Raw genomic sequence first — 26,596 nt, 5'->3', positions numbered from 1 at the left:
GCTAGTGTCCCTTTGTTTCCAACGTTGGTAGAAGCGCCTGCTGCGAAGGAATACGAACGTTGGAAACGGGACACTAGTGCGGTGGATCTGACGCTCGTATCAGCATTTGCAGCGAATTCGTCATACGAGCGTCAGATCCTAAACCGCACTAGAATCATATTGATGCTAGTGTCCCTTTAGTTTCCAACGTTCGTATGAGCGCCTGCTGCGAAGGAATACGAACGTTGGAAACGGGACACTAGCCGATCTTCGCCCGCGGATCGTGCCGGGCGAGGCGGGCGAGCAGGTACTCGACCTCGGCTTTGGCGGCCGCGCTCAGCGACGAGCCGGGCTTGCGCTGGGCATCGGAGGCGATGGCACCGCGCTTCTGCAGGACATATTTGCGCACGGCGAGCCCGACGCCCTGCTGCTGCTCGTAGCGCACCAGCGGCAGATGGGCGTCGAACAGGTCGTGGGCCTTGTCTCGTTCACCGGCCTTGGACAGCCGGACGACATCGGCCAGCATCTCGGGGAAGGCGTAGCCGGTCATGGCGCCATCGGCGCCGCGCTCCATTTCGAAATCGAGGAACAGGCCGCCGTTGCCGGTCAGGATCGAGATGTGCTTCATCGAGCCGTCGTTCTCGAAGCCGCGCACCGCCGTGATCTTTTCCAGGCCCGGCCAGTCCTCATGCTTGAGCATGACGCAGGAGGGATGGTTCTGCACGATCTGCCGGATTACCTTCGGCGTCATGATGACGGTGAGGGTGAGCGGGTAATCCTGGATGACGAAGGGAATGTCGTCGCCGATCGCCTCCACCGCCTGGGCGTAATAGGTGATGATCTGGTCGTCGGTGCGCAGGTGCGATGGCGGCGCGATCATGACGCCGGCGGCGCCGCGCTCCATGGCGCCGCGCGCCAGCGACCGCATTGCCGCAAAGCCCGGGGCCGAGACGCCGACGATTACAGGCACCTTGGTGCGGGAGGTCACCGCCTTGGTGATAGCGAGCGACTCCTCTTCGCTGAGCTTCGGCGCCTCGCCCATGATGCCGAGGATGGTCAGTCCGGTCGCGCCGCAGCGCACATAAAAATCTGTCATGCGACCAACCGAATCCATGTCGAGGCGGCCATCGGGCAGAAACGGGGTGACGGCGATCGAAAAGACGCCCTGGGCTGACTCGGTGAGCTTCATAGGAACGGACCTCCGGCATGCGAGCGATGCCCGGGAAAGGGATCGCGCCGGCGGAAAATATTGATAAAAGCCATGCTTGCATAGTCGCCGGACCGAGGGTCCGCATTGCAGGGGAAGCGCATGACGAGAGGGCTCCGGAAAGGCCTGACCAGCTATGGCGACGCGGGATTTTCGCTGTTCCTGCGCAAGGCCTTCATCAAGGCGATGGGCTATTCGGACGATGCGCTCGACCGGCCGATCATCGGCGTCACCAACACCTACAGCGACTACAATCCCTGCCACGGCAATGTCCCGGTGCTGATCGAGGCGGTGAAGCGAGGGGTCATGCTGGCCGGGGGCATGCCGATGGTATTCCCGACGATCTCGATCCACGAGAGCTTCGCCCATCCGACCTCGATGTATCTGCGCAACCTGATGGCGATGGATACCGAGGAGATGATCCGCGCCCAGCCGATGGACGCTGTCGTGGTGATCGGCGGCTGCGACAAGACCCTGCCGGCGCAGATCATGGCGGCTGCCAGCGTCGACCTGCCGACGGTGGTGCTGCCGGTCGGGCCCATGGTGGTCGGCCATCACAAGGGCGAGGTGCTCGGCGCCTGCACCGACTGCCGGCGGCTGTGGAGCGCCCATCGGGCCGGCCAGATCGATGAGGAGGAGATCGCCGCCGTCAACGGCCGCCTTGCACCGTCGGTCGGCACCTGCATGGTGATGGGCACGGCGAGCACCATGGCCTGCATCACCGAGGCGCTCGGCCTGTCATTGCCGATGAGCGCGACCATTCCGGCGCCTCATGCGGAGCGGGTGCGCTGCGCCGAGCTCAGCGGCCGCCGCGCCGCGGAAATGGCCAAGGCCGGCGGGCCGCGGCCGAGCGAACTCCTGACCGCGTCCGCCTTCCGCAACGCGCTGGTGGTGCTCCAGGCGATCGGCGGCTCGACCAACGGACTGATCCATCTCACCGCCATCGCCAACCGTACGGCGGAGCGCATCGACCTCGACGGCTTCGACCGTCTCGGCCGCGCAGTGCCGGTACTGGTCGACCTCAAGCCGTCCGGGTTGCACTACATGGAGCACTTCCATCATGCCGGCGGCTTGCCGACGCTGATGAAGCAGCTCGGCGATCTCGTCGATCTTGACGCCAAGACGGTTGCCGGCGGCACTTTGCGCGAGGTGGTCGCCGCCGCCGAAGACGTGCCGGGGCAGGATGTCATCCGTCCGCGTCAGGCGCCGATCAAGGCCGAAGGGGCCATGGCGGTGTTGCGCGGCAATCTCGCCCCCCGCGGCGCGGTGATCAAGCAATCGGCGGCGACGCCGGAACTGCTGCAGCATACCGGCCGCGCCGTCGTGTTCGAATCCGTCGAGGACATGACGGCGCGGATCGATGACCCCGACCTCGATGTCACTGAGCAGGACGTGCTGGTGCTGCGCAACGCCGGACCGAAGGGCGCGCCGGGAATGCCGGAGGCGGGCTATCTGCCGATCCCGAAGAAGCTCGGGGCCAAGGGCATCAAGGACATGGTGCGGATTTCCGACGCGCGCATGAGCGGCACCGCGTTCGGCACCATCGTGCTGCACATCACGCCGGAAGCGGCGGTCGGCGGTCCGCTGTCGCTGGTGAAGACCGGCGACCAGATCCGGCTCGACGTAGCAGCCCGCCGCATCGAGCTCCTGGTCGACGATGCCGAACTGGCCCGCCGCAAGGCCGAACTCGACCGCCGGCCGAAGGCGCCGCCGCCGGCGCGCGGCTATGCTCGGCTGTTCGACGCCAGCGTGCTGCAGGCCGACGAGGGCTGCGATTTCGATTTCCTGGTTGGAGACGGGAGCGCTCGCCCTGGTTGATCATCGGGATCAGCGGCGATCCGCGGCTGCTGCCGGCGTCGCAGTCCGGCTCAGCGCAAATGCGGCAATCGCGGCAATGATGGCCGGAATGGCCGCGGCCGTGAACAGCGGCTGTGCCCCGACATTCTGCGCCAGCATGAAGCCGCCCACCAGCGGCCCGACGATCGAGCCGATCCGTCCGATGCCCAGCGCCCAGCCGACGCCGGTGGCGCGGATCGCGGTCGGATAATAGGTCGCGGTCAGCGCGTTGGCGGCGATCTGGCCGCCGACGATGCAGAAGCCGGCAGCGAAGATCGCGACGGCCGCGAGAATGATGGAATGGCCGGATGCTCCGATCGCAGCCACGGCCAGCGCGGCGGCGAGATAAGTCAGGGCCAGCGCGCGGAACGAGAAGCGGTCGATGAAGCGGCCGAGCGCGAACGTGCCCACCACGCCACCAACCTGCAGCATGGCCCCGACTGCCGCGGCCACCGAGACGGTCGCGCCGAGATCGTTGAGCACCGTCGGCAGCCAGTTCGAGAGCAGGTACAGATCGAGCAGGCTCATGAAGAACACCACCCAGAACAGCATGGTGGTGGTGGTGCGCCGCTCTGCGAACAGATGGGCGACTGGCAGGCCGGTCAGTTTCGGTTCGGCAATGGTAAATCGCGTTGCCGCCTCGAACGATGCGCTGGGCGCGATGCCGGCAAGCAGGGCTGCGACCTCACGGTCGCGCCGGCCATCGAGCGCGAGATAGCGGATCGATTCCGGGAGGTACGCCATCAGCAGAGGCAGCAGCAGAAGTGGTGCGATGCCCCCGACCAGGAACACCGAACGCCAGCCGAATGCCGGGATCAGGGCGGCGGCCAGCAGGCCGCCAAGGGCCGCGCCGATGGAGAATCCGGCGAACGTCATCATCACCATGGTGGCGCGCCGACGATGAGGGCTGAATTCCGAAGTGAGAGCCACCGCATTGGGCATGGCGCCGCCGAGCCCAAGCCCGGTGAGAAAGCGGAGCGCGATCAGCCAGCCGGCGTCCTGGACGAGCATCGTCAGCAACGTTCCGATGCCGAAGGCCGCTGTACTGAACATGACGATGCGCCTGCGACCGATGTGGTCGGCGACGGGGCCGAAGATCAAAGCGCCGATCATCAGCCCGAACAGGCCGGCGCTGAAAACCGGGCCAAGCGCGCCACGTGGCAGGCTCCACTCGTGGCCCAGGGCAGGCGCGACATACCCGATCGCCTGGGTGTCGAAGCCGTCGATGAAAAGCACCGCCGAGCAGATCAGAAGAACACGGACCTGGAAGCGGCCGACGGGGTAGGCGTCGATGAAGCCGGCCACGTCGATGGGGCCGCTTAGGGCGGTCCCGCGCAAGCTCGCTGTCGCCATCGCCGCGCTCTCCTCCCGATACGGGGTGGGCCCGTATGCATGATAATTCATTTTATTGAAATCTCTTATAGTGAGATTCGATTGGGTTCAAGTCCGGCGCTGCCGCAGCCGGTTTTGCGCCCGGGCAAACCGGGCTATCGAGAGACGAACGCAGGAGAATCTCAGGACCATGGCAGCGGCCAAGACCAATAGCCTCGAGCGCGTGCTCGCCATTCTCGACCTGTTCTCGGAGCAGCATCTCGAATGGACGCCCGAGGAGTTGATGAGCGAACTCGGCTACAGCCGGCCGACGCTTTACCGCTATCTCAAGGGTCTGAAGGAATCCGGCCTGCTGATGCCGACGCGCAACGGCAGCTTCACCTTGGGGCCGCGGGTCGTCGAGATGGACTTTCTGAGCCGTCGCGCCGATCCGCTGATGATCGCGGCCAAGCCGGAACTGGCGAGGCTCACGGCGGCGCACCCTTGCACCGCGCTGATCGTGCGCTGGTACGGCAACAAGATGCTGTGCGTTGCCTCCCGATCTTCGGCTCCCAATCCTGCCAGCAGCTATCCGAGAGGCCGTCCCATGCCGTTGGGCCGCGGTGCGATCGCACGCTCGATCATGGCCTTTCTGCCGAAGCCGCAGCAGCTGCCGCTGATCACCCGCAATCTCCAGGACTTGCGCGCGGTCGGGCTCGGCAGCAGCCCGGCAGAGATCCGGGAGTGCCTCAAGCAGGTCCGCCGCGCCGGATTTGCTGTGGCCCATGGCGAGGTGACGCCGGGGGCGGTGGGGATCGCCGCCCCGGTGCTCGATGGCGGCTATCCTGTGGCGAGCCTGTGCGTCACCATTGCTGGCAGCAGTGTGACAGGCGCGCAGATCGACAAGATCGCAGCCGAGGTGCGGGGCTCGGCGCAGGCGATCGCTGCGGCAAATGATGTCGAGCTGCGTGACAAATCTCGTATAATAAGATTTTGACTTGACGACCGGCGGTCGGGCCTGCATTTCAGCACCGGTCGTCCCATCGGGCGCCGCGATGCCGGCGCGATCACGTACAAGCAGGCTATGGCAGAGACAGCGAACGCGAATGCTTCCCGCAATGACGCCGAGGTCGCGATCATCGGCGGCGGCCCGGTCGGCATGGGGCTTGCCATCGAGCTCGGCCGCCGTGGGGTGCGATGCATCGTGGTCGAGCGCCACCGCACGCCGCAGTCGATTCCCAAGGGGCAGAATCTCACCCAGCGCACCATGGAGCACTTCTTCTTCTGGGGCGCCGAAACGGAGCTCCGGGCCGCGCGCACCATTCCGCGTGACTACGGCATTGGCGGCATCACCACCTACGGCACGCTGCTCAGCGGCTATGCTTACGATTGGCTGCAGCGCGAGCTCGTCCGTCCGTTCTATTTCACTGACAATGAGCGGCTGCCGCAATACGCCACCGAGGCTGTATTGCGGCGTCGCGCGGCGCAGATCGCCAACGTCGAAGTTCTCTACGGCTGGGATTTCGAAACGATCCGGCAGGACGACGGCGGCGTGGAGGTCGCGATCCTGGCCCGCGAAACCGGCACGCGCCGGACGATGCGCGCGTCCTATGCAGTCGGCTGCGACGGCAGCCGGTCGGCTGTCCGTGAACAGGCCGGCATCACCCAGACCCTGTCGGACCACGATCGAACGATGGTGCTGCTGGTGTTCCGGTCGAGCGGGCTGCATCGGTTGCTCGAGCGCTTCCCGGGCAAATCCTATTACAACGTCCTGCAGCCGGAGCTCGATGGCTACTGGAAGTTCTTCGGCCGGGTCGATCTCGGCACCACCTGGTTCTTTCACGCGCCCGTGCCGCCGGGTACGACGCGGGACAATTTCAATTTCCGCCGTTATCTCGAGGACGCCGTCGGCGCGCAATTCGACGTCGAATTCGAGCACATCGGCTTCTGGGACCTGCGCTTCGCCATTGCCGATCGCTATCGCAGCGGGCGCGTCTTCATCGCTGGCGACGCCGCGCACAGCCATCCACCCTACGGCGGCTACGGCGTCAATTCCGGTTTCGAAGACGCTGTCAATCTCGGCTGGAAGCTCGCCGCCGAGCTGCAGGGCTGGGCGGGACCCCGTCTGCTCGACAGCTACAGCGAAGAACGTCAGCCGGTGTTCGCCTCGACGGCGCGCGACTTCATCGAGAAGGCGATTTTGAGCGATCGGGATTTCCTCCGCACGTTCGACCCGTCGCGCGACCGCGCGGCGTTCGAGGCGGCCTGGCGGCAGCGTCAATCCGGTGCGCGCAGCGAGGTCAACAGCTTCGAGCCGCATTATGAGGGCTCGTCGATCGTCAGCGGGGCGGCGGGCGGCGCGAGCAGCGCCATCGGCGCACATGGCTTCGAGGCGCGCGCGGGGCACCATCTGACGCCACACCCCCTGTCGTCCGGGCGCAATGTGTTCGAGGAACTGGGCGATGGCTTCACCCTCATCGATCTTGGTGCCCCGATGGATTGCGCCGATGCGTTCCGCCGGTCAGCCGCCCAACTTCACATCCCATTCAAGATCATCACCGACACCAGGACCGGCGGCCGGGAGCTCTATCGCGCCGACACGATTCTGGTGCGGCCGGACCAGTTTGTCGCGTTTGCCGGCGAGGGGCCCAATGACGCAGCGTCGGTGTTGCGACAGGCTGTCGGCGTATTCTGATCTGCGGAATACAGGACCTGGATCGTGCTGATTGTCTCTCAACAGGCTTGCGGTCTAGACTTCGACGCGAAACGCCAATCCGCACAAGCACCTTTGCCTTGGAAGATATAGCGACGTCCGGCGTTCGCTCGATCCTGGCGCATGCTCTTTAGCGAACTCGGATGCTCGTCGAACCACCACACTTGTCACGAGGACGCGGGCTTTGCGAACGATCAGATTGGGCGGAGGTGCGGGCTATTCCGGCGATCGCATCGAGCCGGCGGTGGAGCTCGCCGAAAAAGGCCGTCTCGACTACCTGATCTTCGAATGTCTGGGCGAGCGCACGGTGGCGCTGGCCCAGCAGGCGCGGCGCCGCGATCCGCAGGCCGGCTTCGATCCGCTGCTCGAAGCACGGATGCGCGCCGTGCTGCCGGCCTGTCGCCGCAACGGCGTGCGCATCGTCACGAATATGGGTGCGGCCAACGCCTATCTCGCGCGGCGCCGATCGTCGAGGCGCTGGCGGGCGGAGCCGGCTGGTCGATCCGCGCGTCGAGTATCTGGAGAGCTAGTGCGGTGGATCTGACGCTTGTTTCAGCATTGCAGCGAATTCTTCATACGAGCGTCAGATCCAAAACCGCACTAGAATTATATCGATGCTAGTGTCCCTTTGTTTCCAACGTTCGTATAAGGGCCTGCTGCAATGGGATACGAACGTTGGAAATGGGACACTAGCCATGAAGCTGCGCGAGCTTGCCCATTCCCGAACCGGCAACAGGGGCGACACTTCGAACATCTCGCTGATCGCGTTCGATGCGGGTGACTATCCGCTGCTGCGCGATCAGGTGACGGCGGCGCGGGTCAAGGCGCATTTCGGCGACATCGTCGCCGGCGAGGTGATCCGTTACGAGCTCGAAACCATCGGCGCGCTCGATTTCGTGCTGCACCGGGCGTTGGGCGGCGGCGTCACCCGCTCGCTGGCGCTGGACGCCCACGGCAAGTCGCTGAGTTCGGCGCTGCTCGATCTCGAGATCGAGGCGGACAAGGATTGAATTTGGAGCGCGTGCAGGGAACGGGGGCAGGGCGATGACGCCGTTGACGCTGATGGTGGCACCCAACGGAGCGCGCAAGACGGCGGCGGATCATCCCGGCCTGCCGCTGACGGTCGATGCCATCGCCGCGGATGCCGCCGCCTGCCACGCCGCGGGCGCACAGGCCATTCATCTCCATGTGCGCGACGATGCCGGCCGGCACAGCCTCGATCCGGGGCGCTATGCCGCGGCCATCGCCGCGGTGCGCCGGCGGGTCGGCGACGATCTCGTCGTCCAGATCACCACCGAGGCGGTAGGACAGTTCTCGCCCCAGCAGCAGATCGCCACGGTCCGTGCCGTCGTGCCCGAGGCCGTCAGCATCGCGGTCAAGGAATTGGTCCCGGATGCGGGCGCCGAGGGCGAGGCCGGTGCGCTCTACGCCTGGGCCCATGCGCAGCGCATCGCGGTGCAGCACATCGTCTACAGCCCGGACGAGTTCGATCGCCTCGCCGATCTGATCGGGCGCGGCGTCGTTCCCGGCGCGCGCCACGCCGTGATCTTTCCGCTCGGCCGCTATGTCGCCGGCCAGGAGAGCGACCTGGCCGAACTCGTGCCCTTTCTCGCGCGGGTGCGCGCGCAGGGTGGGGCGGAGCGCTTCATCTGGTGGACCTGCGCCTTCGGCGCCGCGGAGACCGCGGCGCTGGTGGCAACCGCCGCGCTCGGCGGTCACTGCCGCATCGGCTTCGAAAACAGCTTTTTCAATGCCGACGGCAGCCTTGCCGCCAGCAACGCCGAGCGGGTGGCGGACCTGCGCCGCGCGCTCGTCGGCATTAACCGGCCGCGGGCCTTGCGGGCCGAGGTGCTGGCGGCGCTCGGCCGGCCGCAGGGCTGATTTTTTGCTTTGACGCGTTGTCGTCACGCGAACCGGGTGTCCGCTTCGCTCGAAAAAGCTCGCGTGCGGCGTCTGGCAATTGCCTGCCTGTCTGCGGCCGGCCGCCGTAGGCAATTGTGAGACATAAGCCGCACCAGTTTTTTGATTTGGCTAGTGCGGTGGATCTGACGCTCGTTTCAGCATTGCCGCGAGTTCTTCAAACGCGCGTCAGATCCAAAACCGCACTAGAATCATATTGATGCTAGTGTCCCTTTGTTTCCAACGTTCGTAGGAGCACCTGCTGCAAAGGAATACGAACGTTGGAAACGGGACACTAGCGTCCCATGCGGAGACGGGACACTGGCCAGGCCCGCGTGTTCGCACCCCGATGGCGGTTCGAACGCGCGGCTGCTCAGCTTGCCGCCAAGGTCACTCGACCAGCGGGCAGTGCCCCTCATTCATCGGCCGGAACGCCTGGTCGGCCGGAATCGTCACGATGAGCTTGTCGTAGTCGTAAGGGTATTTCGACTCTTCCGGCTTCTTTACTTCGAACAGGTAGATCGGGTGGATCACCCGGCCGTCCTGACGGATTGCGGTGTCGCCGAACAGCTCGTCCTTGCCCTTGAAGGTCTTCATCTGCGGCACGACGTCCTTGGCATCGTCGCTCGCGGCGGTGGCGACCGCGTTGAGATAGGCCCGCGTCGAGGCATAGACGCCGGCCTGATTGCCGTTCGGCGCCTTGCCGTTCATGCCCGGACGCGCGCCGAAGCGCTTGGCGAAGGCCCGGGTATTGTCGTCCATGTCCCAATAGAAGGATTCGATGAGGAGAAGGCCTTGTGCCGCCTTCAGCCCCCTACCGTGGATGTCGTTGATGAAGAGCAGGAAGGCGACCAGCGATTGGCCGCTGTCCTTGAGACCGAATTCGCCGGCCTGCTGGTCGCGACCGGCGGGCTTTCGCCGTCAGGTCTGTTTGTCGGGCAGGTGCAGCACCAGCCCGTCGAGTGCCGGCGTCAGCTTGATCTGGCATGACAGCCGGCTGTTCGGCCGTTGCTCGGCGGCGACGCCCTCGAGCAGGGCGATCTCGTCGTCGCTTGGTTGCGGCAGCCGGGCCTGCCATTCCTCGTCCACATAGACGTGGCAGGTGGCGCACATGGCGTTGCCGCCGCATTCCGCGACGATTTCGCCAACGCCATTCATGGTGGCGATATGCATGGCGCTGTCGCCGTCGTTGCCGCCGATGGTTTCGGCGCGGCCATCGGGATGGATGAAGGTGATGCTGGGCATGGCTTGCTTCAGGCTTCTGCTAGAGTGACAGGAAGGCTCGCAAGGCCGCGCAAGGTGTTGTTGTAGCGGCGCTTGACCGGTCCGGTGATGTCGATGCGGGCGACGCGAGTGGCGAGCGCGGTGAGCATGATTTCGCCTTCGAGGCGCGCGACCAGCTGGCCGGCGCACATGTGGATGCCGGAGCCGAAGCCGACATGGCCGCTGGTGCGCCGGGTGATGTCGTAGCGCTCCGGATCGTCCCAGCGGCGAGGATCGCGGTTCGCCGCGGCAAGGAACATCAGGATCTTCTCGCCTTCGCCGATCCGGACGCCGCCGATCTCGACCTCGCGGGTCGTTGTCCGGAAGAAGGTCTGCAGCGGGCTTTCCAGGCGGACGGCTTCCTCGAAAGCGTTGCGGGCAAGCGAGAGATCCCCGCGCAGCCGCTGCCATTGATCGGGACAACGGGCCATGCAGGAGATTGCCGCGCCGATGCCATAGACCGTGGTGTCGAGGCCGGCGCTGAGCAGCGAGCGAACCAGCAGCTGCGCTTCCTCGGCGCTGAGTTCGCCGTCATCGACGCGGGCATGGATGCAGGCGCCGAAGCCGCCCGGGGCGAGATTTTCGCGCTGGCACTGCTCCTGCACATAGGCCTGGTGCGGCTTCGAGCGCTCGATCGCCTCCTGGCGCAGTTCGTTGGGCGGCCCGAAGGCGTTGAAGACCACGCCGGCATAGGGGATGAGGTGCTCGCGCCCCTCCTTTTTCAGGCCGAGCGCGTCGGGGAAGACCGACAACGGATAGGCTTCGGCGAGGTCCGTGATCGCATCGAAGCTGCCTCTCGCCACCAGCTCGTCAGCCTTCGCCTCAGCGACCGCGGTGAAATGGTCACGAATGCCTTTCATGGCGCTCGGCGACAGCACGCTGGTGAGGACGCGCCGCGGCCGCGCATGCGCCGGCGGGTCGGCCTCCAGGATCAGGCTCGGCGGTCGCCACGGCGTCTCCTTGGCGAAGTCGCTGAGGCCGACCCCCCGGCTCGAGCAGAATGTTTCCGGTTGGTTGAGGACTGCGTGGACTTCGGCGTAGCGCGCCACCGCGTGGACCTTCCAGCGGTCGATCCACACCACCGGCCCGGCCTCCCGAAGCCGTTCGTGGGCGGGATAGGGATCGTCGAAGAAATCGATCGAAAATGGATCGACATCCACCGCAGGGGCGTGGCGCAGTTTGCTGGCGACCATGGCAACCTCCCGAAGATTGTGATTGTCTATTGTCAAGACGCTCCGCTTCTCCCTATCTGGAGGGTCAAGCGGCGCGGTACATTCCCGTTGCAGGACGAAGCCGTTCGATTCGCGAGGTTGGCCGGAGGGCATGAGCAAGGGCAGGCAGGCGCGCATGCGCCCCGACACGCGGGCCGGACACGATGTCGTCCTCGATCTCGACCGCTATGTGCCGGCGCTGATCACCTTCATCGCCAACAAGCTGTCGCGTATCGCCAACAGCCATTACCAGCGCGAGTTCGGCGTCAACGTCACGGAGTGGCGGATCCTGTCCCTGCTCGCGGTCGAGCCGAATATCTCTGCTGCCCGCATCTGCCATGTCATCGGCTTCGACAAGGGCCCGGTCAGCCGGACGCTGTCTGCCATGGAAGCCATGGGCCTGATCACCATCGCGCGCGATCCGGACGATGCCCGCAGCCATTCCATCGCGATGACGGCGAAGGGCTGGAAGGTCCATGATGGCGTCATTGCCGTCGCGCTCGAACGCGAGCGCCGTCTGCTCGGCTGTCTCACCGCAGCCGAGCGCGACACCCTGATCACTTTGTTGCTGCGCATTCACGGCAATCTCGATGCGGTGACCGACGGCGCCGAGAGCAGCTGACCGCGCTGGATTCGGGAGGACGATGCCGGAGTTCATGCCGCGGCCGCGCCGCCTGCGAGAAGGCGCTTCAGATCGCATCCGCCATCCGCCGCCTGCTCGGGCGTCAGCGCCACGGCGGACGCGATGAGCCGCCGCGCCAGCATGTGATCCGCCGGTTTGTTGATGGATTCCACGCCGGCGAGCCTGCCGACACGGAAGCAGAACACCGAGAAGGCGCCAGAGGCGGGATCGCCGCGGACCACGGCAGTCTCGTGCGGGCAGGCGAGGCCGGCGATCTGCAGTTTGTATGGGCCCTGGTCGCTCCAGAACCAAGGGACCGCACTGTAAGGCTGCGGCTTGCCGGTCAGGCGCGCAGCGACGCAGCGGCCCTGGTCAGCAGCGTTCTGCACCGATTCCAGTCGGCCGCGCGCGCCGTCGCCGAAAGGCAGGCGAAACACCGCGCAGTCGCCGATCGCCGAAATCGCGGGATCGGCCGTGCGCAGGAAGTCATCGACGACGATGCCGCCATTGGTTTCGAGCCCGGCGGCGGCGGCAAGCTCGTCATTGGCGAGGATGCCGATGCCGACCAGCACGGAATCCGCCGGCAGGATGTCGCCATTGGCGGTTTCAACGCCGCTGACGCGTCCGCCTTCGCCGCGGATCCTGGTGACCACGGCATCGAAGATGAATCGTATTCCGGCGCGCCCGTGTGCCTCGCGGAAGAATTCCGACATGGTCGACGACAGGGCGCGGGACATCGGCCGGCCGGTGGCCTCGACGACGGTGGTATCGATGCCGCGCGACGCCGTCAGGGCGGCGATCTCGAGACCGATGAAGCCGGCGCCGACGATGACGATACGGCGCATGTCGGGCAGGGCGGCGCGGAACGCGTCGCCGTCCGCGGCCGTGCGAAGCAGATAGACGCCGGCGAGATCGTTGCCCGGCACCGGAAGGGGGCGGTTGCGCGCGCCGGTCGCCAGCACGAGATGGTCGTAGGGAAGTTCGGCACCGTCGGCGAGCCGGATATTGCGGCGATCGCGATCGATCGCGACCGCCTTGCCGTGGCGCAGGGCGATCGAGGCCTGGGTGAAGAATTTCTCGGGCCGCAGATCGAGCGCAGTGCGATCGGAATGGCCGGTGAGATACGCCTTGGATAGCGGCGGTCTCTGATACGGCAGGCCGGCTTCGTCGCCGACGATCTGGATGGGGTCGCCATAGCCGTTGTCGCGCAGCGAAGCTGCAACCTGGAAGCCCGCCTGGCCGGCGCCGATCACAACGATGCCGTGGGACGTCGTCCCCGCCTGGTGTAGCGGCATCCGCCTCTCCCTCAAACAGCCGGCGGCTGTGGCCGGCCTCGCCTCATTTTGCCGGACACTGGCACGGATCAGTTGCCGTGGCAACGATAATTCCGAACATGTTCCACATCCGGCGTCCACCTCGCCGAAACCCGTTGCCGTCACAGCCGCACGGCGGCCATTCCCGCGCTGGCGCCGCGCGGCCTGCGCAAACGCTTTGGTGATCAGGCGGCGGTCGATGGCCTCGATCTCACCATGCGTCGCTGCGAATTCGCTGCTCGGGCCCAACGGCGCCGGCAAGACGACCGCGCTGCGGACGGTCGCGGCCTGTTGCGGCCCGATGGCGGCGCGATCTCGATCCTCGGCTCGATGGGCTGCGCGATGGCGTCGCCGCCAAGCAGGTGGTGGCCTGAGTATCGGACGCCGATGATCTACGACAAGCTGACCCGCTCGAATATCTCGTCTTCACTCTCGCCCTCATCCTGCTCGCTGCGGTCTGGAAACTCAGTCCGGAGCGCTGGCCTCCGGTCGCCGCGCCGCGGCGATCAGATCGGCAACGGCGGCGCTGACGGCCTCGCGGATGCCGGGATCGCCGAGAGAGTGTCCGGCGCCTTCGACGATGCGCAGTTCGGCCCGTGGCCAGGCCGCGGCGAGCGCCGCGGACGTGGCGGGAGGGCACAACAGGTCATAGCGCCCCTGGACGATGATGCCGGGAATATCGGCGAGCCGGTCGGCATGGGCGAGGAGTTCGCCCTCGGCGAGAAAGCAGTTCTGGCTGAAGTAGTGGGCTTCCATGAAGGGCGTCGCCGGCAGCGGCGCGGTGCTGGTGCGGATCGCGTCGCGATCGAAGCCGCCGCGGCCCGGTTTCACCTCGGAAAGAATACGCTCGGTCTCGAACCAGGCGCGCGCCGCCGGCACGTGCGTGGCGGGATCAGGATCGAGAATGCGCCGCCAATAGGCCTCCAGCGGCCGGTCCTGCTCCTCGGCCGGCAGCACCGAGAGGAAGTCCTGGTACAGCGCGGGATAAAAGCGCGGCAGCGTCGCGCCAAATGCGGCGTCGAGCTCGGCCCGGGTGCCGAGAAAGGCCGCCCGCAACACGAGGCCGGTGACCCGCTCGGGATGCCGTTCGGCATAGGCGAGGGCGAGGGTTGCCCCCCAAGAGCCGCCGACCACGAGCCAGCGCGCGACGCCGAGGGCCTCGCGGATCGTTTCGAGATCGGCCACGAGATGGCTGGTGGTGTTGGCTTCGCGGCTGCGTTTGGGAAGGCTGCGGCCGGCGCCGCGCTGATCGTACAGTACCGCGCGGACAGCCGCGCGATCGAACAGCCGGCGGTGATCGGGTTGGCAGCCGCTGCCCGGACCGCCATGGAGATAGACCGCTGCGGGCGCATCGGTGGGGCCGTTGATCTCGAGATAGAGCTGATGGCCGTCGCCGGTGTCGAGCATGCGTTGCTCGATCTTGTCTTTGCCGGTGGCCTGGACGATCTCGTTCATGCGGTGACCATGTTTGGTGCCAGCCCGAGCCGGCCGATGCCCGGCAACTTGACCGCCGGCCGGCGGATGTCGACGCCGAGGACCGCGCCGAGAAGGTTGATTTCGACGCCCTCGATCCAGCCCATGGTGAGGCCGGCATAACCACCGAGCGACAGCCAGAGGCCGGTGCGCGACGGCGTCAGCCCGACCCAGCCGCCATGGTAAGGGAAGTCCTTGCCAATGGCAGTCGGTGGCAGCACGCCCTGAAGTTCGGGCACGGCATCGAGCGCCGCCTGCACGAAGGTGTTGGAGTTTGGCCCCGGCCAGGCGCTGTAGTCGCCATGGGCGCGGAAGCGATAGGTCTGGATGGCGTGCTGCAGCTTCGGAATAAGCCGCTCGGCCGCATTGCCGTTCACCGCGACGACGGTTTCGGGCGCGGCGCCGAACCAGCGGCCATCGGCGGCGAAGCCGTTGACGCGCACCGGCTCGCCCCAGGCGGTGTAGTCGTAGCGGGTGTAGCGGTCCGCGCCGCGCGGCTTGATCACCAGCCAGCAATGGACGGCGAAGATGCCGCGCCAGCGGACGGTGCGCGCGGCGAACACCCGGATCAGGGCCTCCGGGTGGTCGGCGGGCGGCGGCAGCAGCCCGGCGCTGGAGCGGTCGGCGGTCTGCCAGCTGTCCCGGCGGGCGCCGAACCAGTAATCGGCCGCCGACACGCTGATCGGGCCGAACAGCAGCAACAGGAGCAGGAGCACGAAGCGTCTCAAGGTGTTCGGGAAGGAGAAGGCATGTGTCCGGCTGATATAGGGACTCGCCCTCCGCCCGCCAGCCTGGCACGGCTTTTGGGGAAAAAGTGGCGCTTCGATCTGGTGCCGCTTGCCTCGGCTGTGCTTGTGTAGAAGCTGGAACCGCGGGGGTCGGCGCGCGTCTCTGTCGACGCATTCCGCAGGGGAGATCAAGATCATGAGCCAGATCCAGGGAACGTCCGCGCTCGCCCTCGAAGGCGATGCGGCTCGCGACGATGGCGATCGCGCACGCCGGACGATGCTCGGCGCGGCGCTGGGCTATGCCATGGACGGCTTCGACCTCCTGATCCTCGGCTTCATGTTGCGGGCGATTTCCGTCGACCTGAAGCTTTCGCCGCCCGAGGCGGCTTCGCTGGTCACCGTGACGCTGGTCGGCGCCGTGGTCGGGGGGCTGGTGTTCGGCATGCTGTCGGATCGGCTCGGCCGGGTGCGGGTGCTGACCTGGACCATCGTGCTGTTCGCCGTCTTCACCGGCCTGTGCGCGCTGGCGCAGGGCTATTGGGATCTGCTGTTCTATCGCGGCATCGCCGGCCTCGGTCTGGGCGGCGAATTCGGCATCGGCATGGCACTGGTCGCCGAATCCTGGCCGGCGGCCAAGCGGGCGCGGGCGTCCTCTTATGTCGGGCTCGGCTGGCAGGCCGGGGTATTCGTCGCCGCGATCGCGACGCCGCTGCTGCTGCCGACGATCGGCTGGCGCGGCATGTTCCTGGTCGGCATCCTGCCGGCGCTGACGGCCTACTTCATCCGCCGCCGCCTGCATGAGCCGGATGTCTTTATCGCCAACAAGGCAAGCGGTGGCGACACCGTCCAGTCGCTGCGCCTCCTCGTCGCCGATCGCGAAACCGTCAAGACCAGCCTTGGCATGGTCGTGCTCTGCTCGGTGCAGAACTTCGGCTACTACGGCATCATGATCTGGCTGCCGAACTATCTGTCGACCCGCTTCAATTATGGTCTGACACAATCGGCGGTGTGGACGGCCGTCACCATCGCCGGCATGGCGCTCGGCATTGCGCTGTTCGGCCATATCGCCGATCGTCTCGGCCGCCGGCCGGCTTTCCTCGGCTACATGATCGGCGCCGCGGTGATGGTCGTGGTCTATTCGCAGCTCGTCTCGCCGACCGCGCTTCTGATCGGCGGCGCGGTGATGGGCTTCTTCGTCAACGGCATGCTCGGAGGCTACGGCGCGCTGATGAGCGAACTCTATCCGACCGCCGCGCGCGCCACCGCCCAGAACGTGTTCTTCAATATCGGACGCGCCGTCGCCGGCTTCGGGCCGCTGGCGGTGGGTGCGGTCAGTCTCGCCTATGGCTTCCAGACCGCGATTGCGCTGTTGGCGCTGCTTTATATCCTCGACATCGTGGCGCTGCTTCTCCTCGTGCCGGACCGCGGCGGCGTCGAACTCGCCTGATCGTCGGCGCTCGGGGCAGGGGGGCTTCGGTTCCCCCCATTGCGTCCGGCGACGACTTGCTTATATACTTCACTTAAGCCTCGACAGGGGCTCACAGCGCTATTGGTTCGACCGTTCAGGCCCGTCGTTCAGGCGGGCCGTTGCCGTTTTAGGGCCGCCCAAACGCGCGGGCGCCGTCGCGGAGGGCTGCCATGATGCCGGTCGACCGAGCTGGTGCGACGACGCCACGACCACAAGGCATTTCGACCACGAGGCTTGCGACCACAAGGCTTTGAGATGACCAGATCCAATCGTACCGACCACATCCGGCTGACGTCCCATCCGGTGCCGGGGGCCAAACACCAATTCCCCATCACCTGGGGCGCGCCGACGGCGCGCGAACGTGGCCCAATCATCGGCACTGTGTCCCGCCCGCAGGATCGCAATGTGATCGGCAGCCATGGCGGCTCCTATGCGGTGTACCGCGCGCTGGCGGTCTCCTCGGGGGCACTCGACCCGATCCGCCGTCCCGACCTCACCAACACCCATCCGGCCGCGACCATTGGACCGTTTCCGCAGTGGAGCGAGCCGGGGCGTATCGTCGCGCTCGATCCGTTCGGCCATCTCGCCGCCGAAGATTTCCGCCGCGAGATCGCCGAAGGCGTCGACATCCGTCCGAGCATCGCCGTCACCCGTGCGCGGCTCGACCTGCCCGAACTGCAGGCGGCGCTTGTGGCGGGTCGGCTCAAGGTCGACGGCGACGTGGTGCACGCCAACGGCAGCGTGTCGGTGGTGAAGATCGCCATCGATCCGGTGTGGTATCTGCCCGGCATCGCCGCCCGCTTCGGCACCAGCGAGACAAACCTGCGGCGCGGCCTGTTCGAACAGACCGCCGGCATGTTCCCCGAACTGGTGACGCGACCGGACCTGCAGGTTTTCCTGCCGCCCATCGGTGGCACTACGGTCTATCTGTTCGGCGACGTGGCGCGCCTGCCCGATGCCCGCACCACCATCACCTGCCGCGTCCATGACGAATGCAACGGCTCCGATGTGTTCGGCTCGGACATCTGCACCTGCCGGCCCTATCTCATTCACGGCATCGAGGAATGCGCCCGCGCCGGCCAGACCGGCGGCCTCGGCGTCGTCGTCTACAACCGCAAGGAAGGCCGGGCGCTGGGCGAGGTCACCAAGTTCCTTGTCTACAACGCCCGCAAACGGCAGGAAGACGGCGATGCCGCCGCGGCCTATTTCGAGCGCACCGAATGTGTCGCCGGCGTCCAGGATGCCCGCTTCCAGCAGTTGATGCCGGACGTGATCCACTGGCTCGGGCTGCGCCGCATCGACCGTTTCATCTCCATGAGCGACATGAAATACGACGCGCTCACCTCGCAGGGCGTCGACATCGTCGAGCGCGTGCCGATTCCGGACGAGCTGATCCCGGCGGATGCCCATGTCGAGATCGCGGCCAAGAAGGCCGCCGGCTATTTCTCGGTCGAGCCGCCGAAGCCGGAGGATCTTTCCGGCTCCGTCGGTCGTCCGCTGGAAAAATACTGAAGGCGGGCGCTAGTGTCCTGTCTCCGAATTACCGCTTCATTTGCCTCACCCTCGCACGGTAATTCGGAGACATACGGACACTAGCAAAATCAAAAAGCTAGTGCGGCTTATGTCTCGCAATTGCCTACAGGGGCTTGCCGCGAAGGGCATAGGCAATTGCGAGACGCCACACTAGTGGAGTGGATTTGACATTCGCTACCCGCCTGGACGCGGGCTCGTAGAGCGAATGTCAAATCCTGAACTCCACTAGCAAGATTAAATTCTAGTACCCTTTCGTTTCCGAAGTTCGTGACGGGCGGGTGCTGCAAACAGGTCACGAACTTCGGAAACAGGGTACTAGGCGTGCCACAACAAGCCGACGAGGCGCTGGCGTTGTTGTCCGCGGTGGCCGTGCGGGAGCGGGCGCGGCGCATGTTGGCGCTGGCCGAGGCCGACGCCCTTCCGCATTTCAAGCTCGACCTCGATCGGCTCGGCGCTGCCGCCGATCTCGTCATCGCGACGATCCGCAGCAACTACCCCGATGGCAACGTGCCGTTCCACGCCCGCTGGCGCCATTTCGTGGTCGCGGGCGAGGACCGCTGGGCGGCGATCGCGCAGACGGCCGCCTGGGCCGACGCGGCGAGCCGCGCGCGGAGCGAGTTCGATCTCGCCATCGTCAGCGTGTTGCTCGATGCCGGGGCCGGCCCCGACTGGCGCTATCATGACGCGTCGAGTGGCCAGCGCATCGGCCGCTCCGAAGGGCTGGCGCTGGCCAGCCTCGAGATGTTCGCCGGCGGCGTGTTTTCGGCGAGGTCCACCGCGCCGCTGCGGGCCGACGCCGAACGGCTGGCCGCGCTGGACGTCGCGGATCTGCGGCGCGGGCTTCAGGTCGGCGAGGCCAATCCGCTGGTCGGCCTCGAGGGCCGCGCCGAACTGCTGCGCCGGCTCGGCGCGCACATCGCGGCCCATGCGGACGTGTTCGGCCGTCATGACGGCCCGCGCCCGGGCGGCCTGTTCGATCATCTGACCGCGGCGGCCGCCGGCGGCACCATCGCCGCGCCGGAGATCCTGCGCGCGGTGCTGCGCCAGCTCGGCCCGATCTGGCCATCACGCCTCACTCTCGGCGGCGTGCCGCTCGGCGATTGCTGGCGTCATCCGGCGCTGGTGACCGACGATGCCACCAGCGGCCTCGTGCCGCTGCACAAGCTGTCGCAATGGCTGAGCTATTCGCTGATCGAGCCGATGCAGCGGGCCGGCCTCACGGTCACCGCCATCGACGGACTGACCGGGCTCGCCGAATATCGCAACGGCGGCCTGTTCGTCGATGCCGGAGTGCTCGTCTTCCGCGACGCGGCGGACGCGAGCCGCGCCCATGCGGTGGATTCGACTCTCGTCGTCGAGTGGCGCGCGCTGACGGTGGCGCTGCTGGATCGGCTGGCCGGCGTCGTCAGGGTGCAGCTCGGCCTCGATGCCGAGGCATTTCCGCTGGCCAAGCTGCTCGAAGGCGGCACCTGGGCGGCGGGCCGCCGGCTCGCCTTCGAGCGCCGGCCCGACGGTTCGCCGCCGGTCAAGGTCGTCAGCGACGGCACAGTGTTCTGAACGCAAGCGAGGAGACAGGCATCATGCAGGGCGTCACGGTGGTCGATCATCCGCTGGTGCAGCACAAGGTGACGCTGATCCGCGATCGCACGATCTCGACCAAGTCGTTCCGAGAGCTCCTCAAGGAGATCGGGATGCTGCTGTGCTACGAGGTGACGCGCGACCTGCCGCTGACCGAGGTCGAGGTCGAGACGCCGCTGGCACGGATGCAGTCGGCCAGGATCGCCGGCAAGAAGCTGGTCTTCGTCCCGGTGCTGCGCGCCGGCGTCACCTTCGTCGACGGGATGCTCGACCTCGTGCCCACGGCGCGGGTCGCCCATATCGGCCTCTATCGCGACCCGCAGACCTTCGTCGCCGTCGAATACTTCTTCAAGGCACCCTCCGACCTTGGCGAGCGCCTCGCCATCGTCGTGACGCCGGTCCTTGCCACCGCCAACACCGCGGTCGCCGCCGTCGACCGCCTCAAGGAACGGGGGGCGAAGGACATCCGCATGGTCTGCATGATCGCGGCGCCCGTGGGCATCGAACGCATTCGCGGCCTGCATCCAGACGTTCCGGTCTGGACCGCCGCCATCGACGAGGGCCTCGACGAGAACGCCTACATCCTGCCGGGTCTCGGCGACGCCGGCGACCGTGCCTACGGTACCCGTTGAGCGGTCGGAACGGCATTCGGATGGGGGGGCGTGTTGATGCAACGCAAAGTGAGAGCGCCGGATCCGGCCTAAGGCTGCCCGGTCGCGGAGGATTACGGTGTTCGATTTCGGTCAGCCCCTGCTGATTGCGGGTCTCTTGCTCGGGTTCGCCTCGAGCCTGCACTGCATCGGCATGTGCTCGGGGATTGCGGCGAGCCTGAGTTTCGCGGCAACCTCGTCGCCGGATTCGGGCTGGGCGCGCCACCCGGTGCTGACGAACCTGCTGATCAATGCCGGCCGGATGTCCGCCTATATCGTTGCCGGCGCCGTTGTCGGCGGTCTCGGCTCGATGGCATTTGGAGCCCTCGACCGCTCCCTGGTCCACATCGTGCTGCGCTGGGCCGCGGCCGTCTCGCTCGGCTGGATCGGCATGTCGATGATCGGTTTCGTGCCGATCCCCGAGCCGCTGCATCGATTCGCCGCGGTGGTCGGCGACCGGCTCGGCGCCATGGCGAGCCGCGTCGGTCCGTCATCGGCCGCGGGGCTGTTTGCCTCCGGCTGCGTCTGGGGGCTGTTTCCCTGCGCCATGGTCTACGCCGCATTGTTCTACGCCATGCTGTCGGGGGCCTGGCTCAACGGCGCAATCGCGATGTTCGGCTTCGGTCTCGGTACGCTGGCGCCCGTGATGGCCTCAGGGCTCGGGCTTCCTTTTCTCCAGCGCAAGGCCGGCGCCGGCTGGCTGCGACCTGCAGTCGGGCTGGCGATCATCCTGCTCGGCGTCGCCAGCGCGATCGTCCCGGCGGCGAATTTCGCCGAGTGGTGCGGCATCGGCTGAACCGGGGCGCGCGTCGTCCCTCACGCAAATGTTGTTGGAAGGCGATCGTCGAAGGGTGGTCAATCGCCCTCTTAAATGTAATGTTATAACATTACATATTCGATCACGGAGACCACATGGAAGACCCCCGCATCCCCGTCACCGTTCTGTCCGGCTTCCTCGGAGCCGGAAAGACCACGCTGCTCAATCGACTTCTGACCAATACGGCCGGGCAGCGGATCGCCGTGATCGTCAATGACATGAGCGAAGTGAATGTCGACGCGGAGCTGGTGCGCTCCGACGGAGCCGTCACCCACACGGAGCAGTCGCTCGTCGAAATGACCAACGGGTGCATTTGCTGCACACTGCGCGAGGATCTGCTGATCGAAGTCCGGCGACTGGCGGAGCGCGGTTGCTTCGACGCACTGGTCATCGAGTCGACGGGGATCGGCGAACCGCTGCCGGTCGCAACCACCTTCGAATTCAGTGACGAGGAGGGGCGGAGCTTGTCGGATGTCGCCCGCATCGACGCGATGGTGACGGTTGTTGACACCGCGAACCTGCTCGCCAACTACTCCAGCCAGGATTTCCTGCGCGATCGTGGCGAGATCGCTGGCGACGGCGACGGCCGATCGTTGGTGGATCTGATGGTCGAGCAGATCGAATTCGCGGACGTCATCGTTCTCAACAAGGTATCGCAGGCCTCGGCCGATCGGCGTGACGCAGCGCGCGCCATCGTTCGAGCGCTGAACTCGGACGCCCGGATTCTGGAGAGCGATTTCTGCGACGTGCCGATCGGCCAAGTGCTGCATACCCGCCTGTTCGACTTCGAAAGGGCTCATCGTCATCCGCTGTGGTTCAAGGAGTTGAACGGATTCAAGCAGCATGTGCCGGAGACCGAGGAATATGGCGTAAGTTCCTTCGTCTATCGCGCGCGCCGGCCGTTCCATCCCGGTCGCTTCCGGGCGTTCTGCAATGAATCCTGGCTCGGCGTGATCCGTGCCAAGGGCTTCTTTTGGCTGGCGACCCGGCCGCATTTCGTCGGGGAGTTGGCTCAGGCCGGCGCGATGGTGCGGACGTCGAAAAGAGGCTTGTGGTGGGCGGCGGTGCCAAAGGAGCGCTGGCCCGATCACGACGGATGGCGCAACAGCATGCGCGCCTATCTCGACCCCGTCTGGGGCGACCGCAGGCAGGAGATCGTCTTCATCGGGACGCGTGCGATGGATGAAGCCGCGCTCCGGCAGAGGCTGGACGACTGCCTGATCGGCGAGCCAGACCGCTTCGCACCCGAGGCTTGGCGCCGGCTGCCGGACCCCTTTCCCGCATGGACGGTCGGTGCGGAATGAGGTCGCACCGTCGAGCCGGTGTGGCGATCGCCGCCGCGAATGGACGGATCGATTCGCCGAAGGAGACGCCGACGGTCGCCGTGGGTGTCTTCGCGAGTCAGCGAATCCCCTATTTGCAAGGGCATCGCAGCGCAGCTGGGCCCGATAGGCCTATTTTCAGGCGGTTTTTGCCATAAATCTGTGAAAGGCCGCTGCAAATGCGGGCTTTCCGCTGCATTTCCTCATATTGTGCTCTGGCACGAATCACCTTTCTCCAACGATGGACAGGAGCCAGACACACATGGCAAAGCAGTTGACGAAGTCGGAGCTGATCGAAAAAATCACCGGCGAGAACGCCGATCTCACCAAGCGCCAGGTCAAGGGCGTGCTCGAGTCGCTGACCTCGATCGGCTACAAGGAGCTGAAGAAGAGCGGCGTGTTCCTGGTGCCGGGCTTTGCGAAGTTCGTGGTCATCAAGAAGCCGGCCACCAAGGCACGCAAGGGCATCAATCCCTTCACCAAGGAGCCGACCGTGTTCAAGGCGAAGCCGGCCCGCAAGATCATCCGCGCACGGCCCGTCAAGGCGGCCAAGGACGCCCTCTGATCCGGCCGGCGGTTCAAGCCGACAGGTAAGGCCCCTTCGGGGGCCTTATTTTTTTCCGGACCACTTTTTCAGGAGCCATTCCCTTCATCAGGCGTTTAGTCGGCACGCATTCTGCCGCCTCGTCAGCCCTGCATTCTTCGCCTTCGGCTGTCATTGTAGCCGCCCTGCTTCCTGTGGAAGGGCTTGTGCTAATGGTGCAATTCCAACATTCGCAATCCGCTCCATCAGGCGCGTTTGCAAATGATGGGATCAAAGGAGCCCTCGCGATCCACACTTGCGATCCATTCCAGGAGTGGCGCGTTCGTCGTCCCGCAACCGGCCGGAGCCCTGCATGACCGATCTATCCGCCTTTCCGATCACCCGCCGCTGGCCCGCCAGGCATCCCGATCGCCTGCAGCTCTATTCCTTTCCGACGCCGAACGGCGTCAAGGTGTCGATCATGCTTGAGGAGATCGGGCTGCCTTACGAGGCGCACGTCATCGACATCACCAAGAATGAGAGCTGGACGAGCGAGTTTCTGTCCCTGAATCCGAACGGCAAGATTCCGGCGATCGTCGATCCCCACGGACCGGGGGGCAAAGCCCTCGGCCTGTTCGAGTCCGGCGCCATCCTGCTCTATCTCGCCGACAAGACCGGGCAGTTGCTGCCGGCGGATGCGGCGCTGCGCTACGAGACCGTGCAGTGGGTGTTCTTCCAGATGGCATCGGTCGGGCCGATGTTCGGCCAGCTGGGCTATTTCCATAAATTCGCCGGCCGCGAGATCGAGGACAAGCGCCCGCTGGAGCGCTATCGCACCGAGACCGAGCGGCTGCTCGGCGTCATCGAGAGCCGCCTCGCCGGCCGGAGGTGGATCATGGGCGACGATTACACCATCGCCGACATCTCGCTGCTGGGGTGGGTGCGCAACCTGATCGGCTTCTACGAGGCGCGCGAGCTCGTCGATTTCGACAGCCTCAGGGAAGTTCCGGCGTGGCTGGAGCGCGGTCTCGCGCGCCCGGCGGTGCAATGCGGCCTGGAGATCCCGCCGCGGCCCTGACGAAGGCGTGCAACAGGAAGTCCGCATGCCGGACTACATAGCAATCGTCACGTTGCTCGCTGTCGCACTCTACTTCATCCTAGTGTCCCGTCTCCGAATTACCGCTTCGTTTGCCTCACCCTCGCACGGTCATTCGGAGACATCGGGACACTAGCAAAATCAAAAAGCTAGTGTGGCTTATGTCTCGCAATTGCCGACAGGGGCTTGCCGCAAAGGCGGTAGGTAATTGCGAGACGCCGCACTAGAGCAGGCTCCGAGCGATGTGAATCGAATCAGGATTCCCGAATCGGCTGACATCTGATTCATGATTCCTGCCGCAGAATGGAGGCGGCTGGAATGGCGCTTTCCGACGATCTTCGCAAACGAGTGGTGGAGGCTGTCGTCTCGGGCGGGCTGTCGCGCAATGCGGCGGCGAAGCGTTTCGAAGTCAGCATTGCGAGCGCCGTGCGCTGGGTCAAGCAATTCGAGACGACGGGAGAAATGTCGCCGAAGTCGACTGGAGGCGATCGCCGCTCCGGCCGCATCGAAGCCCATCACGGCTACCTGATGGGGCTGATCCGGCGCACGCCGGACGTCACCCTGCTGGAGATCCAGGAACGTCTGATCAGGAATTGTGGCGAGCATTTTTCGAGTTCCGTGCTGTGGCGCTTCTTCGACCGTCATGGCGTCACGTTTAAAAAAAGACCGCACACGCCTCGGAGCAGCAGCGGCCGGACGTCCTGAAGCAACGCCTCGAATGGTTCGAGCGACAGCTCGATCTCGATCCCGAGAAGCTCGTCTTCATCGACGAAACGGGCGCCTCGACCAATTTGGCGCGCAAAGGTGGGCGTTGCCGGCGCGGACGGCGGTTGCGCGTCGGCGTGCCGCACGGCCATTACAAGACGGTCACGCTCGTCGCCGGCATCCGCCTTCGCGGGCTCGTGGCGGCGAAGACCTATGATCGTCCGATCACCGCCGCCCTGTTCGAGGACTGGGTGGAACACTGCCTCGTTCCTACCCTCACGAAAGGCGACGTTGTCGTCATGGACAATCTGTCCGCCCACAAGGGGCCGCGGGTCAAGGAGTTGATCGAGGCCGCGGGCGCCGAGCTGCTCTACCTCCCGCCCTATAGCCCCGACATGAACCCGATCGAGAAGGCGTTTTCCAAGCTGAAAGCGCATTTGCGCAAAATCGCCGAGCGAACCGTCGCCGCCCTGATGCGCGCCCTCGAAACCTGCGCCGACATCTTCAAGCCCGCCCAATGCGCAAACTACTTCGCCGCATGCGGATATGATCCACCTTGATCGGAGTCTGCTCTAGTGCCCTGTTTCCGAATGACCGCTGCATTTGCTGCACGGTCGAAGGGTCCTTCGGCGACTAAAGGGACACCGCACGATCGCATAACGCGGCCAAGAAGCGCTCTCTGGGGAACTTGCAGGCCATAATGAAAAACCGGACCTTTATGCAGCAGCCATCTGCATAAAGGTCCGGCCTCATCAGTCGTGGTCGCAAGGTCGCCGGCACGAAAGGCTCTGGAAACCCTCTGGTGGGCGCGCAAGTCGCGCAGCCCCGCCGGAATAACGCGACGCGTCGTTGTCGTCGAGAGATTACTTCTTCTTCTTGGCGGCTTTCTTCTTGGCTGTTTTCTTCACAGCCTTCTTTACCGTCTTCTTCGCCTTCTTCGCTTTCTTCGCCATGGTGTCCTCTGAAGGTAGCTTAAACGAAACGCGCATGCCGAGAATCAGCATGCACGTTGTCAAGAGTACACAACATTTTGAAAATTGATATGCCGAGTCGCGACGGAGTTGTTGATGACGCGATCACGGCCCTTGAAATCGAGGGCCGTTGTCGATCTCGGCGATCGCTTACGTGATGGTCCAACAACGCCGTCGCCCCTTGGGCGGAGGAGCTTTCCGAACACTGTGCCAGTGTCCCGGTTTTAACGAATGCTGATACGAGCGTCAGCTCCACCGCACTAGTGTCCCGTCTCCGAATTACCGCGTTGTTTGCCTCACGCTCGCCCGGTCATTCGGAGACATAAGGGACACTAGCAAAATCAAAGTGCCAGTGTGGCTTATGTCTCGCAATTGCCT

Annotated in this window: 22 protein-coding genes and 3 pseudogenes; 17 read left to right on the top strand and 8 right to left on the bottom strand. The window is 65.5% G+C overall.

Going from position 1 to position 26,596, the window contains the following annotated elements:
• Nucleotides 1-238: 238 nt before the first annotated feature.
• Nucleotides 239-1,168 carry a dihydrodipicolinate synthase family protein gene (locus DB459_RS26065; RefSeq protein WP_253709924.1) on the bottom strand — a complete coding sequence of 310 codons (930 nt, stop codon included), beginning with the start codon at nucleotides 1,166-1,168 and terminating at the stop codon, nucleotides 239-241.
• 120 nt (nucleotides 1,169-1,288) lie between these two features.
• On the opposite strand from DB459_RS26065, the gene DB459_RS26060 reads away from it, so the two are divergent.
• Nucleotides 1,289-3,004 carry an IlvD/Edd family dehydratase gene (locus DB459_RS26060; protein WP_253709921.1) on the top strand — a complete coding sequence of 572 codons (1,716 nt, stop codon included), beginning with the start codon at nucleotides 1,289-1,291 and terminating at the stop codon, nucleotides 3,002-3,004.
• A 9-nt stretch (nucleotides 3,005-3,013) separates the two neighbouring features.
• Here DB459_RS26060 and DB459_RS26055 read toward each other — a convergent pair whose 3' ends face one another.
• On the bottom strand, nucleotides 3,014-4,375 hold the full coding sequence (locus DB459_RS26055) for an MFS transporter (protein ID WP_253709917.1): 1,362 nt from the start codon (nucleotides 4,373-4,375) through the stop codon (nucleotides 3,014-3,016).
• A gap of 169 nt (nucleotides 4,376-4,544) precedes the next feature.
• On the opposite strand from DB459_RS26055, the gene DB459_RS26050 reads away from it, so the two are divergent.
• From DB459_RS26050 to DB459_RS26030, 5 genes and pseudogenes are all read left to right on the top strand, one after another.
• Nucleotides 4,545-5,330, top strand: a complete 786-nt coding sequence (locus DB459_RS26050; protein ID WP_253709913.1) for an IclR family transcriptional regulator — start codon at nucleotides 4,545-4,547, stop codon at nucleotides 5,328-5,330.
• A gap of 87 nt (nucleotides 5,331-5,417) precedes the next feature.
• Nucleotides 5,418-7,028, top strand: coding sequence for an FAD-dependent monooxygenase (locus tag DB459_RS26045; RefSeq protein WP_253709907.1), 1,611 nt, complete (start codon nucleotides 5,418-5,420; stop codon nucleotides 7,026-7,028).
• A 202-nt stretch (nucleotides 7,029-7,230) separates the two neighbouring features.
• Nucleotides 7,231-7,503, top strand: a pseudogene (locus DB459_RS26040) (acyclic terpene utilization AtuA family protein); the annotation flags it as partial.
• Between the two features lie 238 nt (nucleotides 7,504-7,741).
• Entirely contained in the window at nucleotides 7,742-8,056 is a 315-nt protein-coding gene (locus DB459_RS26035) for a hypothetical protein (protein WP_253709904.1), read from the top strand.
• A 34-nt stretch (nucleotides 8,057-8,090) separates the two neighbouring features.
• Entirely contained in the window at nucleotides 8,091-8,927 is an 837-nt protein-coding gene (locus tag DB459_RS26030) for a 3-keto-5-aminohexanoate cleavage protein (protein ID WP_253709901.1), read from the top strand.
• Nucleotides 8,928-9,335: 408 nt separating this feature from the next.
• Here DB459_RS26030 and DB459_RS26025 read toward each other — a convergent pair.
• The 3 genes and pseudogenes from DB459_RS26025 to DB459_RS26015 form a co-directional block, all read right to left on the bottom strand.
• Nucleotides 9,336-9,842 (bottom strand): annotated as a pseudogene (locus DB459_RS26025) (ABC transporter substrate-binding protein); the annotation flags it as partial.
• A gap of 24 nt (nucleotides 9,843-9,866) precedes the next feature.
• The gene (locus DB459_RS26020; protein ID WP_253709898.1) at nucleotides 9,867-10,190 is read right to left on the bottom strand and encodes a 2Fe-2S iron-sulfur cluster-binding protein; all 324 of its coding nucleotides are present in this window, start codon (nucleotides 10,188-10,190) and stop codon (nucleotides 9,867-9,869) included.
• An 8-nt stretch (nucleotides 10,191-10,198) separates the two neighbouring features.
• Nucleotides 10,199-11,401: a cytochrome P450 gene (locus tag DB459_RS26015; RefSeq protein WP_253709895.1), complete on the bottom strand. Its 1,203-nt coding sequence runs from the start codon at nucleotides 11,399-11,401 to the stop codon at nucleotides 10,199-10,201.
• 130 nt (nucleotides 11,402-11,531) lie between these two features.
• Here DB459_RS26015 and DB459_RS26010 point away from each other — a divergent pair, with 130 nt between their 5' ends.
• A complete protein-coding gene (locus tag DB459_RS26010; protein WP_253709893.1) occupies nucleotides 11,532-12,041 on the top strand; it encodes a MarR family winged helix-turn-helix transcriptional regulator in 510 nt (169 codons plus the stop codon).
• Between the two features lie 32 nt (nucleotides 12,042-12,073).
• Here the strand turns inward: DB459_RS26010 and DB459_RS26005 are convergent, their stop codons facing one another.
• Nucleotides 12,074-13,336, bottom strand: a complete 1,263-nt coding sequence (locus tag DB459_RS26005; RefSeq protein ID WP_253709890.1) for an NAD(P)/FAD-dependent oxidoreductase — start codon at nucleotides 13,334-13,336, stop codon at nucleotides 12,074-12,076.
• 159 nt (nucleotides 13,337-13,495) lie between these two features.
• On the opposite strand from DB459_RS26005, the pseudogene DB459_RS26000 reads away from it, so the two are divergent.
• A pseudogene (locus tag DB459_RS26000) lies at nucleotides 13,496-13,848 on the top strand (ATP-binding cassette domain-containing protein); the annotation flags it as partial.
• Here the strand turns inward: DB459_RS26000 and pip are convergent.
• Both pip and DB459_RS25990 read right to left on the bottom strand, forming a co-directional pair.
• Complete coding sequence (pip, locus tag DB459_RS25995; protein ID WP_253709888.1) at nucleotides 13,820-14,809, bottom strand: prolyl aminopeptidase; 990 nt, start codon at nucleotides 14,807-14,809, stop codon at nucleotides 13,820-13,822. The pseudogene DB459_RS26000 and the gene pip sit on opposite strands and share 29 nt — an antisense overlap.
• Complete coding sequence (locus DB459_RS25990) at nucleotides 14,806-15,543, bottom strand: DUF3750 domain-containing protein (RefSeq protein ID WP_253709885.1); 738 nt, start codon at nucleotides 15,541-15,543, stop codon at nucleotides 14,806-14,808. Before DB459_RS25990 ends, pip begins: the two co-directional genes overlap by 4 nt.
• Before the next feature lie 208 nt (nucleotides 15,544-15,751).
• Here DB459_RS25990 and DB459_RS25985 point away from each other — a divergent pair, with 208 nt between their 5' ends.
• From DB459_RS25985 to DB459_RS25945, 9 genes are all read left to right on the top strand, one after another.
• On the top strand, nucleotides 15,752-17,002 hold the full coding sequence (locus DB459_RS25985) for an MFS transporter (RefSeq protein ID WP_253709883.1): 1,251 nt from the start codon (nucleotides 15,752-15,754) through the stop codon (nucleotides 17,000-17,002).
• Nucleotides 17,003-17,278: 276 nt separating this feature from the next.
• The gene (locus tag DB459_RS25980) at nucleotides 17,279-18,535 is read left to right on the top strand and encodes a GTP cyclohydrolase II (protein ID WP_253709880.1); all 1,257 of its coding nucleotides are present in this window, start codon (nucleotides 17,279-17,281) and stop codon (nucleotides 18,533-18,535) included.
• A 411-nt stretch (nucleotides 18,536-18,946) separates the two neighbouring features.
• Nucleotides 18,947-20,113 carry a DUF1688 family protein gene (locus DB459_RS25975; protein WP_253713705.1) on the top strand — a complete coding sequence of 389 codons (1,167 nt, stop codon included), beginning with the start codon at nucleotides 18,947-18,949 and terminating at the stop codon, nucleotides 20,111-20,113.
• Nucleotides 20,114-20,136: 23 nt separating this feature from the next.
• Nucleotides 20,137-20,766, top strand: coding sequence for a uracil phosphoribosyltransferase (upp, locus tag DB459_RS25970; protein WP_253709877.1), 630 nt, complete (start codon nucleotides 20,137-20,139; stop codon nucleotides 20,764-20,766).
• A 97-nt stretch (nucleotides 20,767-20,863) separates the two neighbouring features.
• Complete coding sequence (locus DB459_RS25965) at nucleotides 20,864-21,580, top strand: sulfite exporter TauE/SafE family protein (protein WP_253709875.1); 717 nt, start codon at nucleotides 20,864-20,866, stop codon at nucleotides 21,578-21,580.
• 116 nt (nucleotides 21,581-21,696) lie between these two features.
• Entirely contained in the window at nucleotides 21,697-22,905 is a 1,209-nt protein-coding gene (locus DB459_RS25960) for a GTP-binding protein (protein WP_253709872.1), read from the top strand.
• 280 nt (nucleotides 22,906-23,185) lie between these two features.
• Nucleotides 23,186-23,488: an HU family DNA-binding protein gene (locus DB459_RS25955; protein ID WP_253709869.1), complete on the top strand. Its 303-nt coding sequence runs from the start codon at nucleotides 23,186-23,188 to the stop codon at nucleotides 23,486-23,488.
• Nucleotides 23,489-23,819: 331 nt separating this feature from the next.
• On the top strand, nucleotides 23,820-24,524 hold the full coding sequence (locus DB459_RS25950) for a glutathione S-transferase N-terminal domain-containing protein (protein ID WP_253709867.1): 705 nt from the start codon (nucleotides 23,820-23,822) through the stop codon (nucleotides 24,522-24,524).
• Nucleotides 24,525-24,860: 336 nt separating this feature from the next.
• Nucleotides 24,861-25,807 (top strand): IS630 family transposase gene (locus tag DB459_RS25945; protein ID WP_253706756.1). Its coding sequence is split into 2 segments (ribosomal slippage): nucleotides 24,861-25,200 and nucleotides 25,200-25,807, totalling 948 coding nucleotides; the frame shifts between segments, so codons are not numbered across the junction.
• The last annotated feature ends 789 nt before the right edge of the window (nucleotides 25,808-26,596 follow it).

Source organism: Bradyrhizobium sp. WD16 (genome assembly GCF_024181725.1).
Lineage (GTDB): Bacteria > Pseudomonadota > Alphaproteobacteria > Rhizobiales > Xanthobacteraceae > Bradyrhizobium_A.
Note: the sequence above shows the minus strand (reverse complement) of the source record. Positions and strands in the feature narration are given on the sequence as shown.

Bases quoted from the DNA above. Each gene is read 5' to 3' on its own strand.
- DB459_RS26065 (WP_253709924.1), bottom strand. From the start codon at position 1,168: ATGAAGCTCACCGAGTCAGCCCAGGGCGTCTTTTCGATCGCCGTCACC.
- DB459_RS26060 (WP_253709921.1), top strand. From the start codon at position 1,289: ATGACGAGAGGGCTCCGGAAAGGCCTGACCAGCTATGGCGACGCGGGA.
- DB459_RS26055 (WP_253709917.1), bottom strand. From the start codon at position 4,375: ATGGCGACAGCGAGCTTGCGCGGGACCGCCCTAAGCGGCCCCATCGAC.
- DB459_RS26050 (WP_253709913.1), top strand. From the start codon at position 4,545: ATGGCAGCGGCCAAGACCAATAGCCTCGAGCGCGTGCTCGCCATTCTC.
- DB459_RS26045 (WP_253709907.1), top strand. From the start codon at position 5,418: ATGGCAGAGACAGCGAACGCGAATGCTTCCCGCAATGACGCCGAGGTC.
- DB459_RS26035 (WP_253709904.1), top strand. From the start codon at position 7,742: ATGAAGCTGCGCGAGCTTGCCCATTCCCGAACCGGCAACAGGGGCGAC.
- DB459_RS26030 (WP_253709901.1), top strand. From the start codon at position 8,091: ATGACGCCGTTGACGCTGATGGTGGCACCCAACGGAGCGCGCAAGACG.
- DB459_RS26020 (WP_253709898.1), bottom strand. From the start codon at position 10,190: ATGCCCAGCATCACCTTCATCCATCCCGATGGCCGCGCCGAAACCATC.
- DB459_RS26015 (WP_253709895.1), bottom strand. From the start codon at position 11,401: ATGGTCGCCAGCAAACTGCGCCACGCCCCTGCGGTGGATGTCGATCCA.
- DB459_RS26010 (WP_253709893.1), top strand. From the start codon at position 11,532: ATGAGCAAGGGCAGGCAGGCGCGCATGCGCCCCGACACGCGGGCCGGA.
- DB459_RS26005 (WP_253709890.1), bottom strand. From the start codon at position 13,336: ATGCCGCTACACCAGGCGGGGACGACGTCCCACGGCATCGTTGTGATC.
- pip (WP_253709888.1), bottom strand. From the start codon at position 14,809: ATGAACGAGATCGTCCAGGCCACCGGCAAAGACAAGATCGAGCAACGC.
- DB459_RS25985 (WP_253709883.1), top strand. From the start codon at position 15,752: ATGAGCCAGATCCAGGGAACGTCCGCGCTCGCCCTCGAAGGCGATGCG.
- DB459_RS25980 (WP_253709880.1), top strand. From the start codon at position 17,279: ATGACCAGATCCAATCGTACCGACCACATCCGGCTGACGTCCCATCCG.
- DB459_RS25975 (WP_253713705.1), top strand. From the start codon at position 18,947: ATGTTGGCGCTGGCCGAGGCCGACGCCCTTCCGCATTTCAAGCTCGAC.
- upp (WP_253709877.1), top strand. From the start codon at position 20,137: ATGCAGGGCGTCACGGTGGTCGATCATCCGCTGGTGCAGCACAAGGTG.
- DB459_RS25960 (WP_253709872.1), top strand. From the start codon at position 21,697: ATGGAAGACCCCCGCATCCCCGTCACCGTTCTGTCCGGCTTCCTCGGA.
- DB459_RS25955 (WP_253709869.1), top strand. From the start codon at position 23,186: ATGGCAAAGCAGTTGACGAAGTCGGAGCTGATCGAAAAAATCACCGGC.
- DB459_RS25950 (WP_253709867.1), top strand. From the start codon at position 23,820: ATGACCGATCTATCCGCCTTTCCGATCACCCGCCGCTGGCCCGCCAGG.